A 16,010-nucleotide genomic window follows, 5' to 3' on the forward strand; every position below is an offset into this window, starting at 1 on the left:
CTCCCCCGCCGCCTAAAGCCGCGGCATGGCTATCCTTCTCACCGGATCGAGCCGCGGCATCGGCGCGGCGATCCTCGACACCCTCACCGCCGGCGGCGCCGAGGTGATCGGACACGGCACGCGCAGCGGCATCGCCGCCGACTTCGCCGATCCCGCCGCCCCGCAGGCGTTATGGGACGCCGCGCTCGCCCAAGCCGGCACGATCGACGTGCTGATCAACAACGCCGGCGTCTTCGAAGCCAATCCGCTGACCCGCGACCATGACGAATGGGTCGCCGATTGGGAGCGGACGCTGCGCATCAACCTCACCGCTTCAGCCGAACTCTGCCGGCTCGCGGTGCGCTACTGGCAGGAAACGGGCACCGGCGGCCGCATCGTCAACATCGCCAGCCGCGCCGCCTATCGCGGCGACAGCCCGGCGCATTGGCATTATGCCGCCGCCAAGGCGGGCATGGTCGCGATGACCAAGACGATCGCGCGCGGCTATGCGAAGAAGGGCATCCTCGCCTTCGCGATCTGCCCCGGCTTCACGATGACCGGCATGGCCGACGACTATCTCGCCAGCCGCGGCGGCGATAAGCTGCTCGCCGACATCCCGCTCGGCAAGGTCGCCGACCCCGAGGAGGTGGCGGCGGTCGCCCGCTTCTGCGCGCTGGAGGCGCCGCCGTCGATGACCGGCGCGGTGCTCGACGTGAACGGGGCGAGCTATGTCCGCTGAAGCGACCGGCACGAGCTGGAAGGTCAGCCTGCCCTGCACCCGCGCCGAGGCGGAGGCGATCGACGGCGCGTCGGACCTGACGATCGACGCGGTGCTGATGACCACCGAAGAGGTCGAGGACGATGTCGAGCGCTGGCGGCTCGACGCCTATCTGGAGCAGGAACCCGATGCGGCGACGCTCGCGACGCTACACGCCTTGGTGCCGAGCGCGAGCGGCCACGACCCGGTGGTCGAGCGCCTCTCCGACCAGGATTGGGTGGCGATGAGCCAGGCCGGGCTGGAGCCGATCCGCGAGGGGCGGTTCGTCGTCCACACCAGCGCGTATCCGGTCGCGCCGCCCGCGGGCGGCCGCGCCTTCCTGATCGAGGCGGGACAGGCGTTCGGGACGGGGCATCACGGCACGACCAGCGGCTGCCTCGCGATGCTCGATGCGCTGGCGAGCGCCGGGCGCGACTTCGCCAAGGTGATCGACGTCGGCACCGGGACGGGGCTGCTCGCCTTCGCCGCGGTCGATCTGTGGCCCGGGGCGACGGTGGTCGCGACCGATATCGATCCGGTGGCGATCGACGTGACGCGCGAGAATGCCGCGCGCAACGACATCGCGGGCGTCGCGCTGTTCGTCGCCGACGGCGCGCGCCATCCGGACATCGATGCCGCGGCGCCCTATGATCTGGTCATCGCCAACATCCTCGCCGGACCGCTGGTATCGATGGCGCCCGAACTGGCGGCGATCGCCGCGCCCGATGCGGTGATCGTGCTCGCCGGGTTGCTGGAGACGCAGCGCGAGACGGTGGTTGCCGCCTATGCGGCATGCGGCTGCACGCTGGAGGCGATCGACCGCCGCGGCGACTGGACGGTGCTGCGGCTGCGCGCGGGCGCCGAGCGCTACGTCCCCACCGCCCCGTTCGACCCCAAGGGCCGCGACGGCTGGGCGCTGGATCTGTAGCCCCCCCGCTGAAGCCGCGAACGGTTGAGGTCGTGGCTTTACTGGCCGCGATGTGCGCCCAGACCCGTCACCCCCGCGCCTTGCTCCGCGCGTAATGCTGCGTGCCCTGGGTCAGCACGCGGTCGCCCGCGACGATCGCCGCGACCGGAATGTCCTCCTGCGCCTTCAGCTCTTCGTACAGGGGCGCGAAATCGGTCTCTACCGTCACCCGCAACAGCTCCTCGAAGCTCGGGATGACGAAATAATTCTGCTGGAAATCGTCGATGCGATATTCGGTGCGCATGACGCGGGCGATGTCGAAGGCGATGCGGTTGGGGCTCGGATCGTCGAGCGCGAAGCGGCTTTCGGCGAAGCTCGACACGATGCCCGAGCCGTAGATGCGCAGGTCGTCGCCCTCCTGGATCAACCCGAACTCGACCGTGTACCAGTAGAGCCGCCCGAGATATTTCAGCGCGTCGAGCCCCAGCGCGCGCTGCCCGCCGCGGCCATAGGCTTCGAGGTAATCGGCGAACACCGGATCGGCGAGCATCGGCACGTGGCCGAACACGTCGTGGAAGACGTCGGGCTCCTGCAGATAGTCGAGCTGGTCGGGGCGACGGATGAAATTGCCCGCGACGAAGCGGCGGTTGGCCATATGGTCGAAGAACACGTCGTCCGGCACCAGCCCCGGTACCGCGACCACCTGCCAGCCGGTCAGCTTCATCAGCCGCTCGGACAATTCGGCGAAATCCGGAATGCCCGGCTTGGACAGCTTGAGCACGTCGAGCCCGCGCAGATAGGCGTCGGAGGCGCGCCCCGGCAGCAGTTGGGATTGGCGCGCGAACAGGGTATCCCAGGTCGCATGCTCCTCCGCGGTATAATGCTCCCAGTCCTGGGCGATCGTCCAGTCGGCGGCGGTGGGGGGCGTTTCGGTCATGTGCGATTCATCGGCCATGGCGTCAGACTAGCATAAGGTTTCGGATGATACGACATCAGGTCCTGGCGATCACGTGGAGATGGGTCGGATGGCGGTGGATCGGACGGGCGGCGGCGCTGCTCGCGCTGCTCGCCGGCGGCTATGCGGCGGCGGGACTGGTCGGCGGGGCGATTCCGGCGCATGCGGGGTGGCGACCGCCGGCGCAGGGCATCCGCGTCTATATCGAGTCGAACGGCATCCACGTCGGGCTGGTGGTGCCGAAAGTGGCGGCGGGCGTCGACTGGCGCGACTGGGCGCCGGGAGCGGACCTCGCCGATCCGCGTTACGGAGGATATGACCATCTTGCAATCGGCTGGGGCGACAAGGCCTTCTACCTCGAAACCGCGACCTGGGCGGACGTCAGGCCCGGCACGCTGCTGGCCGCGGCCCGCGGCAGCGACGCGACCTTGATGCACGTCGAACACGTACCCGCGCCGCGCGGCGGCGACGTGCGCAGCCTATTGCTGCGCCCGGAAGAATATCGCCGCCTAGCCAGCTATATCCGTGCGAGCATCGCACCGCGGCGGACACGCTATCGCGGCTATGACGCCAACGATGTCTTCTATGCGGCGCGCGGCCATTACAGCGCGGTGCAGACCTGCAACGCTTGGGCGGGCGACGCGCTGCGCCAGGCCGGCATACGGGTCGGACGGTGGACGCCGTTCCCGGTGACGGTGATGGCATGGTTCTAGAGCGGTTGCAGGCGGGGATCGCGCGCTGGCGCGCCGAGCCCCCCGCGCATGCGCGCTTCGGCGCCGATTTCCTCGCGCCGCCGCCGCCGCCCAAGGCGCTGGCGGCGAGCGAGGTGCCGCGCGTCGCCTGGATGCTGGCGACGCGCTGGCGCTATGCCGCCGCGCTGGCGGCGGTGCCCGCGGGGCGCGGCGGCGCGGTGATGGTGCTGCCCGGGCTGTTCGACGCCGACGGATCGAGCGTCGTGCTGCGCGATTTCCTCACCCGGCTCGGCTATCGTGCCGAAGGCTGGGGGCTGGGCCGCAATCTCGGCGTCAAGAGCGTCGGTATCGAGGCGGAGCGGCTGCTCGCGCGCGTCGAGGCCTTGTGCGCCGAGGCGGGGCCGGTGACTTTGGTCGGGGTGAGCCTCGGCGGGATCATGGCGCGGCTGGTCGCGCACCGCCGCCCCGAGCTGGTCGCCAAGGTGATCACGGTAAGCTCGCCTTATGCCGGCGGCGGCCGCGCGACCAACGTCTGGCGCGCGTTCGAATGGGCGACCGGCGAGCGCGTCGACGACCCCGCGGTGATCGCGCGCAGCCAGGCGATCGCCGCGCCGCTGCCCGTCCCCTGCACCGCGATCTGGAGCCGCAGCGACGGCTTCGTCAATGGCTTCATCTGCCACGACCCCAGCGCCGAAGCGATTGAGGTGAGCAGCGGCCATCTCGGCGTCCACATCCATCCCGAGGTGCTGATCGCGATCGCCGGCGCGCTGGCGCAGGATGCGGTGGTGCAGGATAGGTGACGGGGTCGCCGTCGCGAGAGCGGGGATAGGAGCCCCCCTCGTCATCCGGAGCCCCCCTTCGTCATCCCGACGAAAGTCGGGACCCACGGATACGGGCGGCCGATGGGTCGCGCCGCCGCCGACGTCCCGCAACCATGGGTCCCGGCGTTCGCCGGGATGACGAAGGTGGGAGGGTGTCTGCGCTACCTGATCCGTCCAAGATTATCGGGGCCACCACCCCTCCCCCACGTTCGTCATTCCCGCGCAGGCGCGGATCTATACGCGCGGACCTTCGTGAGACCCACCAGCGCCAGCGTTTATGGATCCCCGCCTCCGCGGGGATGACAGAAAGAGAGCGGACGACGACGCCCCCTCCTTAATACCCCGCGCGATACCCCGAATAGCGGCAGGCATCCTGATCGTCCGGATGCCTGCGGCATTGCTCCGCCGCCTTCTTGCGTTCGCGGCCTTCCTTGGCCTCCTGCTTGCGCATCTTGCGGCCGTAGTTGCGGTCCGCCTCGGACTGGCTGGTGGTGGTCCAGTCCACCGCCTTGCCGGCGACCTGGAACGGTGCCTTGACGATCGACGCCGCGGTGCTGACGCAGCCCCCGGTCGCCAGCGTCAGGGGGAGAAGAACGACGAACGCGATACGCATGTTACGGATGATCCTTGACCGCACGGCGGGTTTCGACGCCGATTAGCGGATAATCCGTGAAGAATCCGTCGATGCCAAGGCCGAGCGCGCGGCGGATTTCGCCGGCGACATCGCCGTGCGTCGCGGGATCGTCGCCGCGACGGAAGCGCGCGGGCAGGAAGACGTTTTCCGCCCGATAGGTCCAGGGATGCACCTTGAGCCCGGCGGCATGCGCGTCGGCGACCACGCTGGTGGGCACGTCGCCCTGCCACAACTGCCCCTTGTCCGGCCCCAGGCCATAAGCATAGGTCGCGACCTGCTTGAGCCCCGCCGGGGTCAGCATCGCCGCATAGCTCGGCGCGGCGCCGTCGGCCGGGCCGCCCTCGCCCGCCATCAGCTGGATCAGCCGCACCTTGGTGATCGTATGCAGGTGCTGGAGGTTCTTGACCTCGAACGACTGGATGAACACCGGCGCGTCCGCACGGTCCCACCCCGCCTGGCGCAGCGCCGCCACCAGCGGCGCGTCGGTCGGGTGGCCGATGCGCGCGAAATAGGTCGGGTGCTTGGTCTCGGGATAGATGCCGATCGTCCGCCCCGTCTCCCGCGTCCGCCGCTTGGCGAGGTCGATGATCTCCGCAAGCGTCGGGATGGCGAACTGCCCGTCATAGGCGGCATTGCCGGCGCGCAACTTGGGCAGTCGTTCGCGCGCGCGCAGCGTCTTCAGCTCGGCGAGCGTGAAATCCTCGACGAACCAGCCGGTGATCGTCTGGCCGTCGATCGTCTTGGTCGTGCGGCGGTCGGCGAATTCGGGATGCGCCGCCACGTCGGTCGTCTCGGCGATCGCATTCTCGTGCCGCGCGACGAGCACGTCGTCCTTGGTCGGCACCAGATCGGGCTCGATGAAGTCCGCGCCCTGCGCGATCGCCAGCTCGTACGACGCCAGCGTATGTTCGGGACGCGAGCCACTCGCGCCGCGATGCGCGATGACGATCGGGGTGGGGAAAGCGGTCGGCATCCGCCGATCCTGCCCGTTCGAGGGGGCCGACGCCAGCAATGTGGCAGTGAGAGCGATTCGCAAACCGGAAACCATCATGATGAAGCGCGTTAGGGGCATAATCCTTCACGGATATGACTCCCCGATTCCTGCGAGGCAGCGCATGCATTTCACGATCAACGGCCAATCCTTCGAGGCCGAACCGGATATCCGTACCTCGCTGCTCGATCTGTGCCGCGAGCACCTCGGCCTGACCGGCAGCAAGAAGGGCTGCGACCACGGCCAGTGCGGCGCCTGCACGATGCTGGTCAACGGCCGCCGCATCAACTCGTGCCTCAGCCTCGCGGTGATGCATCAGGACGACGAGATCACGACGATCGAGGGGCTCGGCACGCCCGAGGACCTGCATCCGTTGCAATCGGCGTTCGTCCGGCACGACGGCTATCAATGCGGCTATTGCACGCCGGGGCAGATCTGTTCGGCGGTCGGCATGCTCGACGAGGTCCGCAAGGGCTGGCCGAGCCACGTCACCGGCGATCTCGACACGCCGCGCTTCAACGACGACGAGATTTCGGAGCGGATGAGCGGCAACATCTGCCGCTGCGCCGCCTATCCCAATATCGTCGATGCGATCCGCGAGGTCGCCGAGGCCGACGGGACGGTCGATATCGCCCTTCGCCAGAAGGTGGGAGCCGGCGCATGAAGACCTTCACTTATGCCAAGGCGGACGACGCCGAGACCGCGGTGCGCGACGCGCACGTCTCCGGCGCCAAGTTCATCGCGGGCGGCACCAACCTGCTCGACCTGATGAAATTGCAGGTCGAGACCCCCGAGAAGCTCGTCGACATCAGCCGGCTGCCGCTCGGCGAGATCGAGGAGCGCGAGGACGGCGGGTTGACGATCGGCGCTTTGGTGCCGAATTCCGACCTTGCCGCCGATCCGCGCGTCATCGAGAAGTACGAAGTGCTCAGCCGCGCGCTCCTCGCCGGAGCCTCGGGCCAGTTGCGCAACAAGGCGACGACCGGCGGCAATCTGCTCCAGCGCACGCGCTGCTATTATTTCTACGACACTGCGACGCCGTGCAACAAGCGCGAGCCCGGCACCGGCTGTTCGGCGGTCGGCGGGTTCAACCGCGTGCTCGCGGTGCTCGGCACGTCCGACCATTGCATCGCGACGCACCCCGGCGACATGCCGGTGGCGATGCGCGCGCTCGACGCGACGATCATCACGCTCAAGGCGGACGGTGACAAGCGCCGGATCTCGATCCACGATTTCTACCGCCTGCCCGGCGACACGCCGAACATCGAAACCGTGCTCGAACCCGGCGAGCTGATCACCCACGTCGAGCTGCCCGCTCCGCCCAAGGGCAAGCAGACCTATCGCAAGGTGCGCGACCGCGCGTCCTACGCCTTCGCGCTCGTCTCGGTGGCCGGCGTGGTCAGCGTCGAGGACGGCAAGATCGCCACGGCGGCGCTCGCCTTCGGCGGCCTTGGCCCGATGCCCTGGCGCAACCCGGCGATGGAAGCCGCGCTGGTCGGCAAGGCGCCGTCCGACGCGGTGTTCAACGAAGCCGCCGACATCCTGCTCGCCGATGCCAAGGGCTATGGCTCGAACGACTTCAAGATCCCGCTGACGCGCCGGGTCCTGATCGCCACGCTGCGCGACCTTACGGGAGAATGAGTATGTTCGGTTTCGGCAAGGGCGACACCAACGCGCTCACGATGAACAAGGCGCACCCCGACAGCCTGCTCGACCGCGGCGTGCAGGACGTGATCGGCAAGCCGCTCGACCGCGTCGACGGCCCCAAGAAGGTGTCGGGCAAGGCGACCTATGCGGCGGAATATGCGCTCGACAACGTCGCCTACGGCTATCTGGTGCGCGCCACGGTCGGCGCGGGCAAGATCAAGCATCTCGACGCGGAGGGCGCCAAGGCGATGCCCGGCGTGATCGACGTCATCACCGATTATGCGAGCTTCATCCGCAACCCGCAGCAGGGCGGCGAGACCAGCGCTCCGACGCAGGGTGTCGAGAACGTCGCCTATCACGGCGAGATCATCGCGATCGTCGTCGCCGAAAGCTACGAGGCGGCCCGCGACGCGGCGCTGCGCATCACGGTCGATTATGCCCCCGCCGAGGGCCGCTACAGCTTCCTCGCGCATCGCGAAGAGGCGGAGAAGCCGAGCGCGCAGCAGATCCCGCCGCACCACAAGCAGGGCGACGTCGACAAGGCGATGGGCGAGGCCGCGTTCGCGGTCGACGTCACCTATACGACGCCGAGCCAGAATTCGGCGGCGATGGAGCCCCACGCCAGCCTCGCGGTGTGGGAAGACGGCGCGCTGACGCTGTACGGCTCGTACCAGATGCCCTCGTCGGACAAGCAGCAGCTCGCCAAGGCGCTCGGCGTCTCGGCGGACAAGGTGCGGATCGTCGCCGCTTATGTCGGCGGCGGCTTCGGCTCGAAGCTGGGCATCGCGCCCGAGAGCGTCGCCGCGGCGATCGCCGCCAAGCGCCTCAACCGGCCGGTCAAGGCGGTGATGGCGCGCCAGCAGGTGTTCGACGCGACCGTGCGCCGCTCCAACACCGAACAGCGGATGCGCCTCGGCGCGACCGCCGAGGGCAAGCTGACCGCGATCGGCCACGAAACCCTCGTGTCGAACCTGCCCGGCGAGGATTATTTCGAGCCCGCCGGCGTCTCGACGCACTTCCTCTACGACGGCGAGAATCGGTTGATCACGCATGACATCGTCCGGCTCGACTGGATGCTGGCGGGATCGATGCGCGCGCCCGGCGAGGCGGTCGGCCTGATCGCGCTGGAAGGCGCGATGGACGAACTGGCGGAGAAGATGGGGATCGACCCGATCGAACTGCGCCGCCGCAACGAGCCCGAGCAGGACCCGGAAAAGAAGATCCCGTACTCGTCGCGCGCGTTGATCCCCTGTCTGGAGCGCGGCGCCGAATCGTTCGGCTGGTCGCGGCGCAAGCCCGCCGGCACCGACCGGCGCGGCGACTGGCTGTACGGCATCGGCGTCGCCTCCGCGGCGCGCTCGAACCAGTTGCTCAAATCGGCCGCCAAGGTGTCGATCGACGGCCAGGGCAAGGCGCATGTCGAAACCGACATGACCGATATCGGCACCGGCACCTATACGATCCTCGGCCAGATCGCCGCCGAGATCCTCGGCCTGCCGCTCGAGGACGTCATCGTCCATCTCGGCGACACCGATGCGCCGCCGGGCGCCGGCTCGGGCGGGTCGTGGGGCGCGAGCTCGTCGGGCTCGTCGGTCTATCTCGCCTGCGAGGCGCTGCGCGGCCAGATCGCCAAGGCGATGGGCGTCGACGAAGGCGCGATGACGCTGAAGGACGGCCGCGTGATCGCCGACAATCGCAGCGTGCCGCTCGCCGAACTCGTCGGCGAAGGCATGGAAGCGACCGGCGAAATCTCGCCCGGCAAGCAGGAAAAGACGTTCAACCAGGCAAGCTACGGCGCGCATTTCGCTGAGGTCGCGGTCAACGTCGTCACCGGCGAGGTGCGGGTGAAGCGGATGCTCGGCGTCTTCGCGGCGGGGCGTATCCTCAACGAGAAGACGGCGCGCTCGCAATGCCTCGGCGGCATGACCTTCGGCATCGGCTGCGCGCTGACCGAGGAGCTGGTCCACGACCCGCGCAACGGCAAGATCGTTAACCGCGATCTCGGCGAATATCACCTGCCGGTGAATGCCGACGTGCCGCAGCTCGAGGTCGAATTCCTGTACGAACGCGATATCGAGGCCAATCCGCTGCACGCCAAGGGCCTCGGCGAGGTCGGCATCTGCGGCGCGGCCGGCGCGATCGGCAATGCGCTGTACAACGCCACCGGCGTTCGCGTCCGCGATTTCCCGCTGACGCTCGACAAGCTGCTGGCGGGCCTGCCGGCGGTGTGACGCACCCCCGTCACCCTGGCCCGAGGCCGGGGTGACGGGTAATGGGGGATGGCCCAGCCCTCCATCCCTCCCTTCACCCCGCCTCCCCCGCATCCTACATCACCCGTTCGGGGCTAGAGGATCGACGCGATGAACGAGATGACGATGGATCGCGCCTACCGGCCCGCCGGGCTGGCGCAGGCGCGACAGGGCCTGCTCGGCGCGCCGGTGCCGCGGATCGAAGGGCCGGTGAAAGTCAGCGGCACCGCCACCTACGCCTATGAAGGCGCGGAGCCCGGCACCGTCTATGCCGCGATCGTCGGCGCACCGCTCGGCAGCGGCCGCATCACCGGCGTCGACACCGCCGCCGCCGAGGCGCTGCCCGGCGTGCTCGCGGTGATCCACGGCGACCCCAGGATGGTGACCGGCGGCAGCAATTCGCAGGCGCAGGCGCACAGCAACACCGACACCATCTTCCATTACGGCCAGCCCGTCGCGATCGTCGTGGCGGAAGACCAGACGATCGCGCGCGACGCCGCCGCGCTGGTCGTCGTCCACGCCGAACCCGGCAGCAACCGCTTCGACCACGATGCGCAGCCCGTCCAGCGCGACCACGGCATCGGTTTCCTGAAGCCGGTCGACATCGGCGATCTCGACGCCGCGCTCGCCGCCGCGCCGGTGGTGATCGACCGCAGCTATACGACGCCGGTGCATTTCCCCGCCGCGCTCGAACCGCATGCCAGCACCGTCGCCTGGGCCGACGGCAAGCTGCTGGTGCGGACCAGCAACCAGGTGATCGGCGGCGCGCGCGGCACGATCGCCAAGGCGCTCGGCCTCGCCAGGGAGGACGTCCGCGTCCTCGCGCCTTACGTGGGCGGCGGCTTCGGCGGCAAGACCGGGGTCGGGCCGGAGGTGATCCTCGCCGCGATCGCCGCCGAAAAGATCGGTCGCCCGGTCAAGATCGCGCTGCCGCGCGCGCAGACCGCCTATCTCGTCCACCATCGCTCGGCGACGACGCAGCGCGTCCGCATCGGCGCCACCGCCGACGGCCGCATCACCGCCTTCGCACATGAGGGCGTCGCCGCGCAGAACGACGACGCCAGCTTCCTCGAACCGATCCCGTTCGGCTCGCTGCCGCTCTATGCCGGCGAGGCGCGGCGCTTCCGCACCGATCTCGTCCGCGTCGATCTGCCCGCCACCGGCGCGGTACGCGCGCCGGGCGAGGCGATCGGCACCTTCGCGGTCGAATGCGCGATGGACGAACTCGCCGGCCAGCTCGGCCTCGATCCCATCGAGCTGCGCCGCCGCAACGAGCCCGCGGTCGATCCGGTCAACGGCAAGCGTTTCTCGACGCGGCGGATGCTCGATTGCTACGACGAGGGCGCCCGCCGCTTCGGCTGGGCGGCGCGACGCAAGCGCCGCGAGGGCGACTGGCTTATCGGCCACGGCATGGCGGCGGCGCTGCGCGGCAATTTCACCGTCAAGGCGGAGGCGCGGGTGACGCTCGGCGCCGACGGCCATGCGACGGTCGCCTGCGACATGACCGACATCGGCACCGGCACCTATACGATCCTCGCGCAGACCGCGGGCGAGATGCTCGGCCTGCCGGTGGCATCGGTCGCGGTGACCATCGGCGACAGCGACCTGCCCGCCAGCGCCGGCTCGGGCGGATCGTTCGGCGCCGGCAGCGCCTGTTCGGCGGTGGTGCTGGCGTGCGAGGACATCATCGCCGCGCTCGCATTGCGCATGAACGCATCCCCTGAGGAACTGACGCTGCACGACGGCTGCGTCGTCGCGGGCGGGCGCAGCGTCGCGCTCGCCGACCTACTCCACGGCGAACCGATCGTCGCCACCGGCAAGACCGGCCCCGGCGCCGAGACGCAGGCGACCAGCCAGGCGAGCCACGGCGCGCATTTCGTCGAGGTCGCGGTCAATGCGATCACCGGCGAGGTCCGCGTGCGGCGGATGCTCGGCGTGTTCGACGTCGGCCGCGTGCTCAATTCCAAGACAGCGGCGAACCAGCTCATCGGCGGCATGGTCTGGGGCCTGTCCTACGCGCTCGGCGAGGAAGCGGTGGTCGACACGCGCAACGGCCATTTCGTCAATCCCGACTTCGGCGAATATCACGTCGCGGTGAACGCCGACGTGCCGCGGATCGAGGTGCATTTCATCGAGGAGGTCGACGACAGCGCCAACCCGGTCGGCGCCAAGGGGGTCGGCGAGCTCGGCATCTCCGGTGCTGGCGCGGCGGTCGCGAACGCGATCTACGACGCCTGCGGCGTCCGCGTCCGCGACTTCCCCGCGACGCTGGATAAGCTGCTGGCAGGATTCCCGGACGTATAATTCCTCCCCGGTACGGGGAGGGGGACCGCGCCCGAAAGGGCGTGGTGGAGGGGGCTCTCCACCTGCGGCATCGCCCGTGGAAGCCCCCCTCCACCAGCCTGCGGCTGGTCCCCCTCCCCGTGCCGGGGAGGATTTCAAGGATAAGATCATGGCCGAAAACGATTCCGTCCTCACCGCCGCCCGCCATTGGCGGGACGAACCCCTCGCCCTCGCCACGGTGGTCTCCACCTGGGGCAGCGCACCGCGCCCCAAGGGCAGCCACATGCTCGTCCACGCCGACGGCCGCTTCGAAGGCTCGGTGTCGGGCGGCTGCGTCGAGAGCGACATCCTCCAGACCGCCGCCGAGGTGATCGCCGGCGCCCCCTTTCAGCTCAAGCGCTACGGCGTCGCCGACGATGCGGCATGGGAGGTCGGCCTGCCCTGCGGCGGCGAGATCGCGGTGATGGTGCAGCCGGTGTCGGCGACGGGCTTCGACCCCGAATTGTTCGACCGCATCGCCGAGGCGCGCGAGCGCGGCGAGGCGCTCACCGTCACCACCGACCTCGCCACCGGCCACAGCGACCTCAAGCCATTGGAGACCGGAGAGGTCTTCGCCAACCGCTACGATCCGGCGCGGCGGCTGCTGATCGTCGGCGCGGTGCAGATCGCGCAGGCGCTCGCCGAACTGGCGCGCACGCTCGGCATCGCCACGACGGTGATCGACCCGCGCGCGCGCTTCCTCACCGAGGAGCGCTTCCCCGGCGTGACGCTCGACGACCGCTGGCCCGACGAGGCGATCGAGGCGCTGAAGCCCGGCCCCGCCACCGCGGTCGTGACGCTCAGCCACGACATCAAGATCGACGATCCCGCGCTGATCGCCGCACTTGCCAGCAACGCACCTTATGTCGGCGCGCTCGGCAGCCGGCGCAGCCATGCGGCGCGGCGCGAACGGCTCGCCGCGGCGGGTCTGAACGCGGAGCAGATCGACCGGATCGACGCCCCCGTCGGCATCGATATCGGTGCGATCGGCCCGTCCGAGATCGCGCTGTCGATCGCCGCGGCGATGGTGGGGGCGTTCCATGATCGCGGTTGAGGATTGCGTCCTAGTGCTGCTCGCCGCGGGGCGGTCGCGGCGAATGGGCGATATCGGCAGCAAGCTCGACGCGCCCTTCCTCGGCCGGCCGCTCGGGCTGCATGTCGCCGTCGCGCTGGAAGACATGCCGTTCCGCGAACGCGTCGCCGTCGTCGGCCGCGCCGAATGCGATTATGCCGCGCATGGCTTCACGATCGTGCGCAATGACGACCCCGATCAGGGGCTCAGCCGGTCGCTGGCGCTCGGCGTCGACTGCGCGCGCGCGCGCGGCGTCAAGGCGGTGGTGGTGGCGCTGGCCGACATGCCGCGGGTCACCGCGACGCACATCTATCAGTTGCTCGACGCCGCCGACGACGAGAATGCCATCGTCGCGTCGAGCGACGGCCGCGCGCCCAAGCCGCCAGCGGTGTTCGGCGCGGGCCGGTTCGATGCGCTCGTCGCGCTGGAGGGTGATGCCGGCGCGCGCGAGATGGTGCGCGCGGGAAAGCACGTCGTCACGACCCCGGCGGAACTGATCGACGTCGACACGCCCGAGGAACTGGAACGCTTGCGCGAACTGGTCCACGCACCGGAAGCCCATACGCGGCGGGGGCGTCAGTCGTTCGGCTGACCCAAAAAATTCCTCCCCCGCCAGGGAGTGCCGGGTTGAACGGCCCCCGGCCGTTCAAGGTCATGCCGGGGGCATGACCGACCCGGCACTGTGGCATGCCGAAGGCATGACGGAGGGGGAGGAAAGGGAAACATCGGTTCCGTGTCCTCCCCCTCCGTCACGGCTCCGTCACGGCTTCGCCGCGCCACCTCCCCCTGGCGGGGGAGGAATTAGCTTCGACGTTGAATATCGAATCCGCCGCTACCACCGCGCCGTCCGCGATTGGACCAAGCGCAACCCAACCCACTGCTCAACCGAGATAATCCGGCCGATCTGTCCTACACATCACCGCTCTGCTATCGCCCGCCCCGAAAAACGCTCTTTCTCATCAACACAGAAACGGAAACGATAGGAGGCGATCGTTTCCATTAAGGTGTCCAACTTGTCCATGTTCGGCGCCTGCGTCATTCATGCCGCAACGCATCGATCGGATTGAGCGCCGCCGCCCGTCGCGCCGGGAAATAGCCGAACACCACCCCGATCACCGCCGAGATCGCGAAGGCGATGATGTTGATCTGCGGATCGAACGTCCACGGCACCTGCATCAGCGGCACCAGCGCCAGGATTACCCCCTGCGCGATCACCAGCCCGATGATCCCGCCGAGGCACGACAGCGCCACCGCCTCGACGAGGAACTGGAGCAGCACCTCGCGCGCGACCGCGCCGATCGCCAGCCGGATGCCGATCTCGCGCGTCCGCTCGGTCACCGACACCAGCATGATGTTCATGATGCCGATGCCGCCGACGACGAGGCTGATCGCCGCCACCGCCGCGACGATGCGCGTCAGCAACGTCGTCGTGCCGGTCAGCGTGTCGGAAATCTGCTTGGTGTCGAAGATGTTGAAATCGTCGTCGCGCGCGCCGGTGATATGCCGCCGCTCGCGCAGCAAATCGGTGATCGCGGTCTGGACGGTGCTCGTCTGGTAATCGGTGTCGACGCCGACCAGCATCAGCCGCACGTCGCGGTTGCCGGTGAAGCGGCGCTGCACCGTCTTGATCGGCATGACGACGACATCGTCCTGATCGCCGAACCCGCCCTGCCCGCGCGTGCTCAGCGCACCGATCACGTCGCAACTGACATTGCCCAGCCGGATGCGCGCGCCGATCGGATCGCCGCCCCTGAACAGGTTCTGGCGCACGGTATTGCCGATCAGACACACCGCCTTGCCAGCCTCCTGCTCGGCCGGCGTCCAGTAGCGCCCGGACACCAAAGGCCACGGCTGGACGGTGAGGAAGGCGCTGGTGGTGCCGTTGATCGTCGTCGACCAGTTCGCGCCCTCGTAGATCGCGGTGGCCGACGCGCTCGCCTGCGGCGCGACCGCGGTGACGCCGGCGATCTGGTTGGCGATCGCCTCGACGTCCTCGGGCTTGAAATTGGGCGGCTGCGGCCCGCCGCCGCCACGGCCGAAGCCCTGACCGGGGCGGATCTGGAGGATGTTGCTGCCCAGCGCGGAAATCTGCTGCTGCACCGCGGCGGTGGTCGCCTTGCCCAGCGTCACCATCGTCACGACCGCGCCGACGCCGATGACGATGCCGAGGATGGTCAGGAACGAGCGCAGGATATGCCGCCGGATCGACCGCAGCGCGAGGATGAGCGTGGTGCCGAGCATCTAGGCCTCCACCGCCGTACCCTGCCGGTGCTGCGCCTCGATCTTCTCGACCAGCCCGTCCTTGAAGTGGATGACGGTGCGCGCGAAGGCGGCCATGTCGGGTTCGTGCGTCACCATCAGCACGGTGATGCCGGCGGTGCGGTTGAGATCGGTGAGCAATTCCATGATCTCCACCGATCGCTCGCTGTCGAGGTTGCCGGTCGGCTCGTCGGCGAGCAGCACGTCGGGCTCGGTGACGATCGCGCGGGCGATGGCGACGCGCTGCTGCTGGCCGCCCGACAATTCGGCCGGCGTATGATCCCACCAGCGGTCGAGCCCGACCTTTTCGAGCGCCGCCATGCCGAGCTCGCGCCGCGCCTTCTTGTCCTCGCCGCGATAGAGCAGCGGCAGCTCGACATTCTCCAGCGCGCTGGTCCGGCTGAGCAGGTTGAACCCCTGGAAGACGAAGCCGAGATAGCGCCGCCGCAGCAGCGCGCGCTGGTCGCGATCGAGTGTCTCGACATGATGACCGCGGAACAGGAACGTGCCCGCCGACGGCACGTCGAGGCAGCCGAGGATGTTCATCGTCGTCGACTTGCCCGATCCCGACGGTCCCATGACGGCGACGAAATCGCCCGCCTGGATATCGAGGTCGACGCCCTTCAACGCCTGGAACTGCGTCGCGCCGGTGCCGTAGACCTTGGTGACGTCGCGCATCGTGATGATCGGGTCAGCCACGATGCCCTCCCCACCGCGCCGGGGGC

At 69.1% G+C, this 16,010-nt stretch carries 15 protein-coding genes; 10 read left to right on the plus strand and 5 right to left on the minus strand.

Going from position 1 to position 16,010, the window contains the following annotated elements:
- The first annotated feature begins 25 nt into the window (after nt 1-25).
- Together ACLBWH_RS09735 and ACLBWH_RS09740 are read left to right on the plus strand one after the other, a co-directional pair.
- Entirely contained in the window at nt 26-718 is a 693-nt protein-coding gene (locus ACLBWH_RS09735) for an SDR family NAD(P)-dependent oxidoreductase (protein ID WP_447798492.1), read from the plus strand.
- Nucleotides 708-1,664, plus strand: coding sequence for a 50S ribosomal protein L11 methyltransferase (locus ACLBWH_RS09740; RefSeq protein ID WP_447798494.1), 957 nt, complete (start codon nt 708-710; stop codon nt 1,662-1,664). Before ACLBWH_RS09735 ends, ACLBWH_RS09740 begins: the two co-directional genes overlap by 11 nt.
- Before the next feature lie 67 nt (nt 1,665-1,731).
- Here the strand turns inward: ACLBWH_RS09740 and phhA are convergent, their stop codons facing one another.
- Nucleotides 1,732-2,580, minus strand: a complete 849-nt coding sequence (gene phhA, locus ACLBWH_RS09745; RefSeq protein WP_416222432.1) for a phenylalanine 4-monooxygenase — start codon at nt 2,578-2,580, stop codon at nt 1,732-1,734.
- A 44-nt stretch (nt 2,581-2,624) separates the two neighbouring features.
- Between phhA and ACLBWH_RS09750 the strand changes: the two genes are divergently transcribed.
- Together ACLBWH_RS09750 and ACLBWH_RS09755 are read left to right on the plus strand one after the other, a co-directional pair.
- Nucleotides 2,625-3,311 carry a TIGR02117 family protein gene (locus tag ACLBWH_RS09750; RefSeq protein WP_447798496.1) on the plus strand — a complete coding sequence of 229 codons (687 nt, stop codon included), beginning with the start codon at nt 2,625-2,627 and terminating at the stop codon, nt 3,309-3,311.
- Nucleotides 3,302-4,090, plus strand: a complete 789-nt coding sequence (locus ACLBWH_RS09755; protein ID WP_447798497.1) for an esterase/lipase family protein — start codon at nt 3,302-3,304, stop codon at nt 4,088-4,090. Before ACLBWH_RS09750 ends, ACLBWH_RS09755 begins: the two co-directional genes overlap by 10 nt.
- Nucleotides 4,091-4,445: 355 nt before the next feature.
- Here the strand turns inward: ACLBWH_RS09755 and ACLBWH_RS09760 are convergent, their stop codons facing one another.
- Both ACLBWH_RS09760 and ACLBWH_RS09765 read right to left on the minus strand, forming a co-directional pair.
- Nucleotides 4,446-4,724, minus strand: a complete 279-nt coding sequence (locus tag ACLBWH_RS09760; RefSeq protein ID WP_447798499.1) for a hypothetical protein — start codon at nt 4,722-4,724, stop codon at nt 4,446-4,448.
- Nucleotide 4,725: 1 nt separating this feature from the next.
- Complete coding sequence (locus ACLBWH_RS09765; protein ID WP_447798501.1) at nt 4,726-5,718, minus strand: glycerophosphodiester phosphodiesterase; 993 nt, start codon at nt 5,716-5,718, stop codon at nt 4,726-4,728.
- 142 nt (nt 5,719-5,860) lie between these two features.
- Here ACLBWH_RS09765 and ACLBWH_RS09770 point away from each other — a divergent pair, with 142 nt between their 5' ends.
- The 6 genes from ACLBWH_RS09770 (at nt 5,861) to ACLBWH_RS09795 (ending at nt 13,618) form a co-directional block, all read left to right on the plus strand.
- Nucleotides 5,861-6,400, plus strand: a complete 540-nt coding sequence (locus ACLBWH_RS09770) for a 2Fe-2S iron-sulfur cluster-binding protein (protein WP_322850304.1) — start codon at nt 5,861-5,863, stop codon at nt 6,398-6,400.
- Nucleotides 6,397-7,377 (plus strand): FAD binding domain-containing protein, encoded by a 981-nt coding sequence (locus tag ACLBWH_RS09775; protein ID WP_447798503.1) that lies wholly within the window; start codon nt 6,397-6,399, stop codon nt 7,375-7,377. The genes ACLBWH_RS09770 and ACLBWH_RS09775 overlap by 4 nt, the downstream gene beginning before the upstream one ends.
- A 2-nt stretch (nt 7,378-7,379) precedes the next feature.
- Nucleotides 7,380-9,614, plus strand: a complete 2,235-nt coding sequence (locus ACLBWH_RS09780; protein WP_447798815.1) for a xanthine dehydrogenase family protein molybdopterin-binding subunit — start codon at nt 7,380-7,382, stop codon at nt 9,612-9,614.
- A 129-nt stretch (nt 9,615-9,743) separates the two neighbouring features.
- A complete protein-coding gene (locus tag ACLBWH_RS09785) occupies nt 9,744-11,936 on the plus strand; it encodes a molybdopterin cofactor-binding domain-containing protein (protein WP_447798505.1) in 2,193 nt (730 codons plus the stop codon).
- Nucleotides 11,937-12,084: 148 nt separating this feature from the next.
- Complete coding sequence (locus tag ACLBWH_RS09790) at nt 12,085-13,008, plus strand: XdhC family protein (protein WP_447798507.1); 924 nt, start codon at nt 12,085-12,087, stop codon at nt 13,006-13,008.
- Nucleotides 12,995-13,618: a nucleotidyltransferase family protein gene (locus ACLBWH_RS09795; RefSeq protein WP_447798508.1), complete on the plus strand. Its 624-nt coding sequence runs from the start codon at nt 12,995-12,997 to the stop codon at nt 13,616-13,618. The genes ACLBWH_RS09790 and ACLBWH_RS09795 overlap by 14 nt, the downstream gene beginning before the upstream one ends.
- A gap of 443 nt (nt 13,619-14,061) precedes the next feature.
- Here ACLBWH_RS09795 and ACLBWH_RS09800 read toward each other — a convergent pair whose 3' ends face one another.
- Entirely contained in the window at nt 14,062-15,267 is a 1,206-nt protein-coding gene (locus ACLBWH_RS09800) for an ABC transporter permease (RefSeq protein WP_322850299.1), read from the minus strand.
- A complete protein-coding gene (locus ACLBWH_RS09805; protein WP_447798817.1) occupies nt 15,268-15,987 on the minus strand; it encodes an ABC transporter ATP-binding protein in 720 nt (239 codons plus the stop codon). It lies immediately after the preceding gene.
- Nucleotides 15,988-16,010 lie beyond the last annotated feature (23 nt).

The sequence above is a fragment of the Sphingomonas sp. M6A6_1c genome (assembly GCF_053345135.1).

What these genes read in the sequence shown, in the direction of transcription:
- ACLBWH_RS09735 (WP_447798492.1), top strand. Translation starts at nt 26, where the DNA reads ATGGCTATCCTTCTCACCGGATCGAGCCGCGGCATCGGCGCGGCGATC.
- ACLBWH_RS09740 (WP_447798494.1), top strand. Translation starts at nt 708, where the DNA reads ATGTCCGCTGAAGCGACCGGCACGAGCTGGAAGGTCAGCCTGCCCTGC.
- phhA (WP_416222432.1), bottom strand. Translation starts at nt 2,580, where the DNA reads ATGACCGAAACGCCCCCCACCGCCGCCGACTGGACGATCGCCCAGGAC.
- ACLBWH_RS09750 (WP_447798496.1), top strand. Translation starts at nt 2,625, where the DNA reads ATGATACGACATCAGGTCCTGGCGATCACGTGGAGATGGGTCGGATGG.
- ACLBWH_RS09755 (WP_447798497.1), top strand. Translation starts at nt 3,302, where the DNA reads ATGGTTCTAGAGCGGTTGCAGGCGGGGATCGCGCGCTGGCGCGCCGAG.
- ACLBWH_RS09760 (WP_447798499.1), bottom strand. Translation starts at nt 4,724, where the DNA reads ATGCGTATCGCGTTCGTCGTTCTTCTCCCCCTGACGCTGGCGACCGGG.
- ACLBWH_RS09765 (WP_447798501.1), bottom strand. Translation starts at nt 5,718, where the DNA reads ATGCCGACCGCTTTCCCCACCCCGATCGTCATCGCGCATCGCGGCGCG.
- ACLBWH_RS09770 (WP_322850304.1), top strand. Translation starts at nt 5,861, where the DNA reads ATGCATTTCACGATCAACGGCCAATCCTTCGAGGCCGAACCGGATATC.
- ACLBWH_RS09775 (WP_447798503.1), top strand. Translation starts at nt 6,397, where the DNA reads ATGAAGACCTTCACTTATGCCAAGGCGGACGACGCCGAGACCGCGGTG.
- ACLBWH_RS09780 (WP_447798815.1), top strand. Translation starts at nt 7,380, where the DNA reads ATGTTCGGTTTCGGCAAGGGCGACACCAACGCGCTCACGATGAACAAG.
- ACLBWH_RS09785 (WP_447798505.1), top strand. Translation starts at nt 9,744, where the DNA reads ATGAACGAGATGACGATGGATCGCGCCTACCGGCCCGCCGGGCTGGCG.
- ACLBWH_RS09790 (WP_447798507.1), top strand. Translation starts at nt 12,085, where the DNA reads ATGGCCGAAAACGATTCCGTCCTCACCGCCGCCCGCCATTGGCGGGAC.
- ACLBWH_RS09795 (WP_447798508.1), top strand. Translation starts at nt 12,995, where the DNA reads ATGATCGCGGTTGAGGATTGCGTCCTAGTGCTGCTCGCCGCGGGGCGG.
- ACLBWH_RS09800 (WP_322850299.1), bottom strand. Translation starts at nt 15,267, where the DNA reads ATGCTCGGCACCACGCTCATCCTCGCGCTGCGGTCGATCCGGCGGCAT.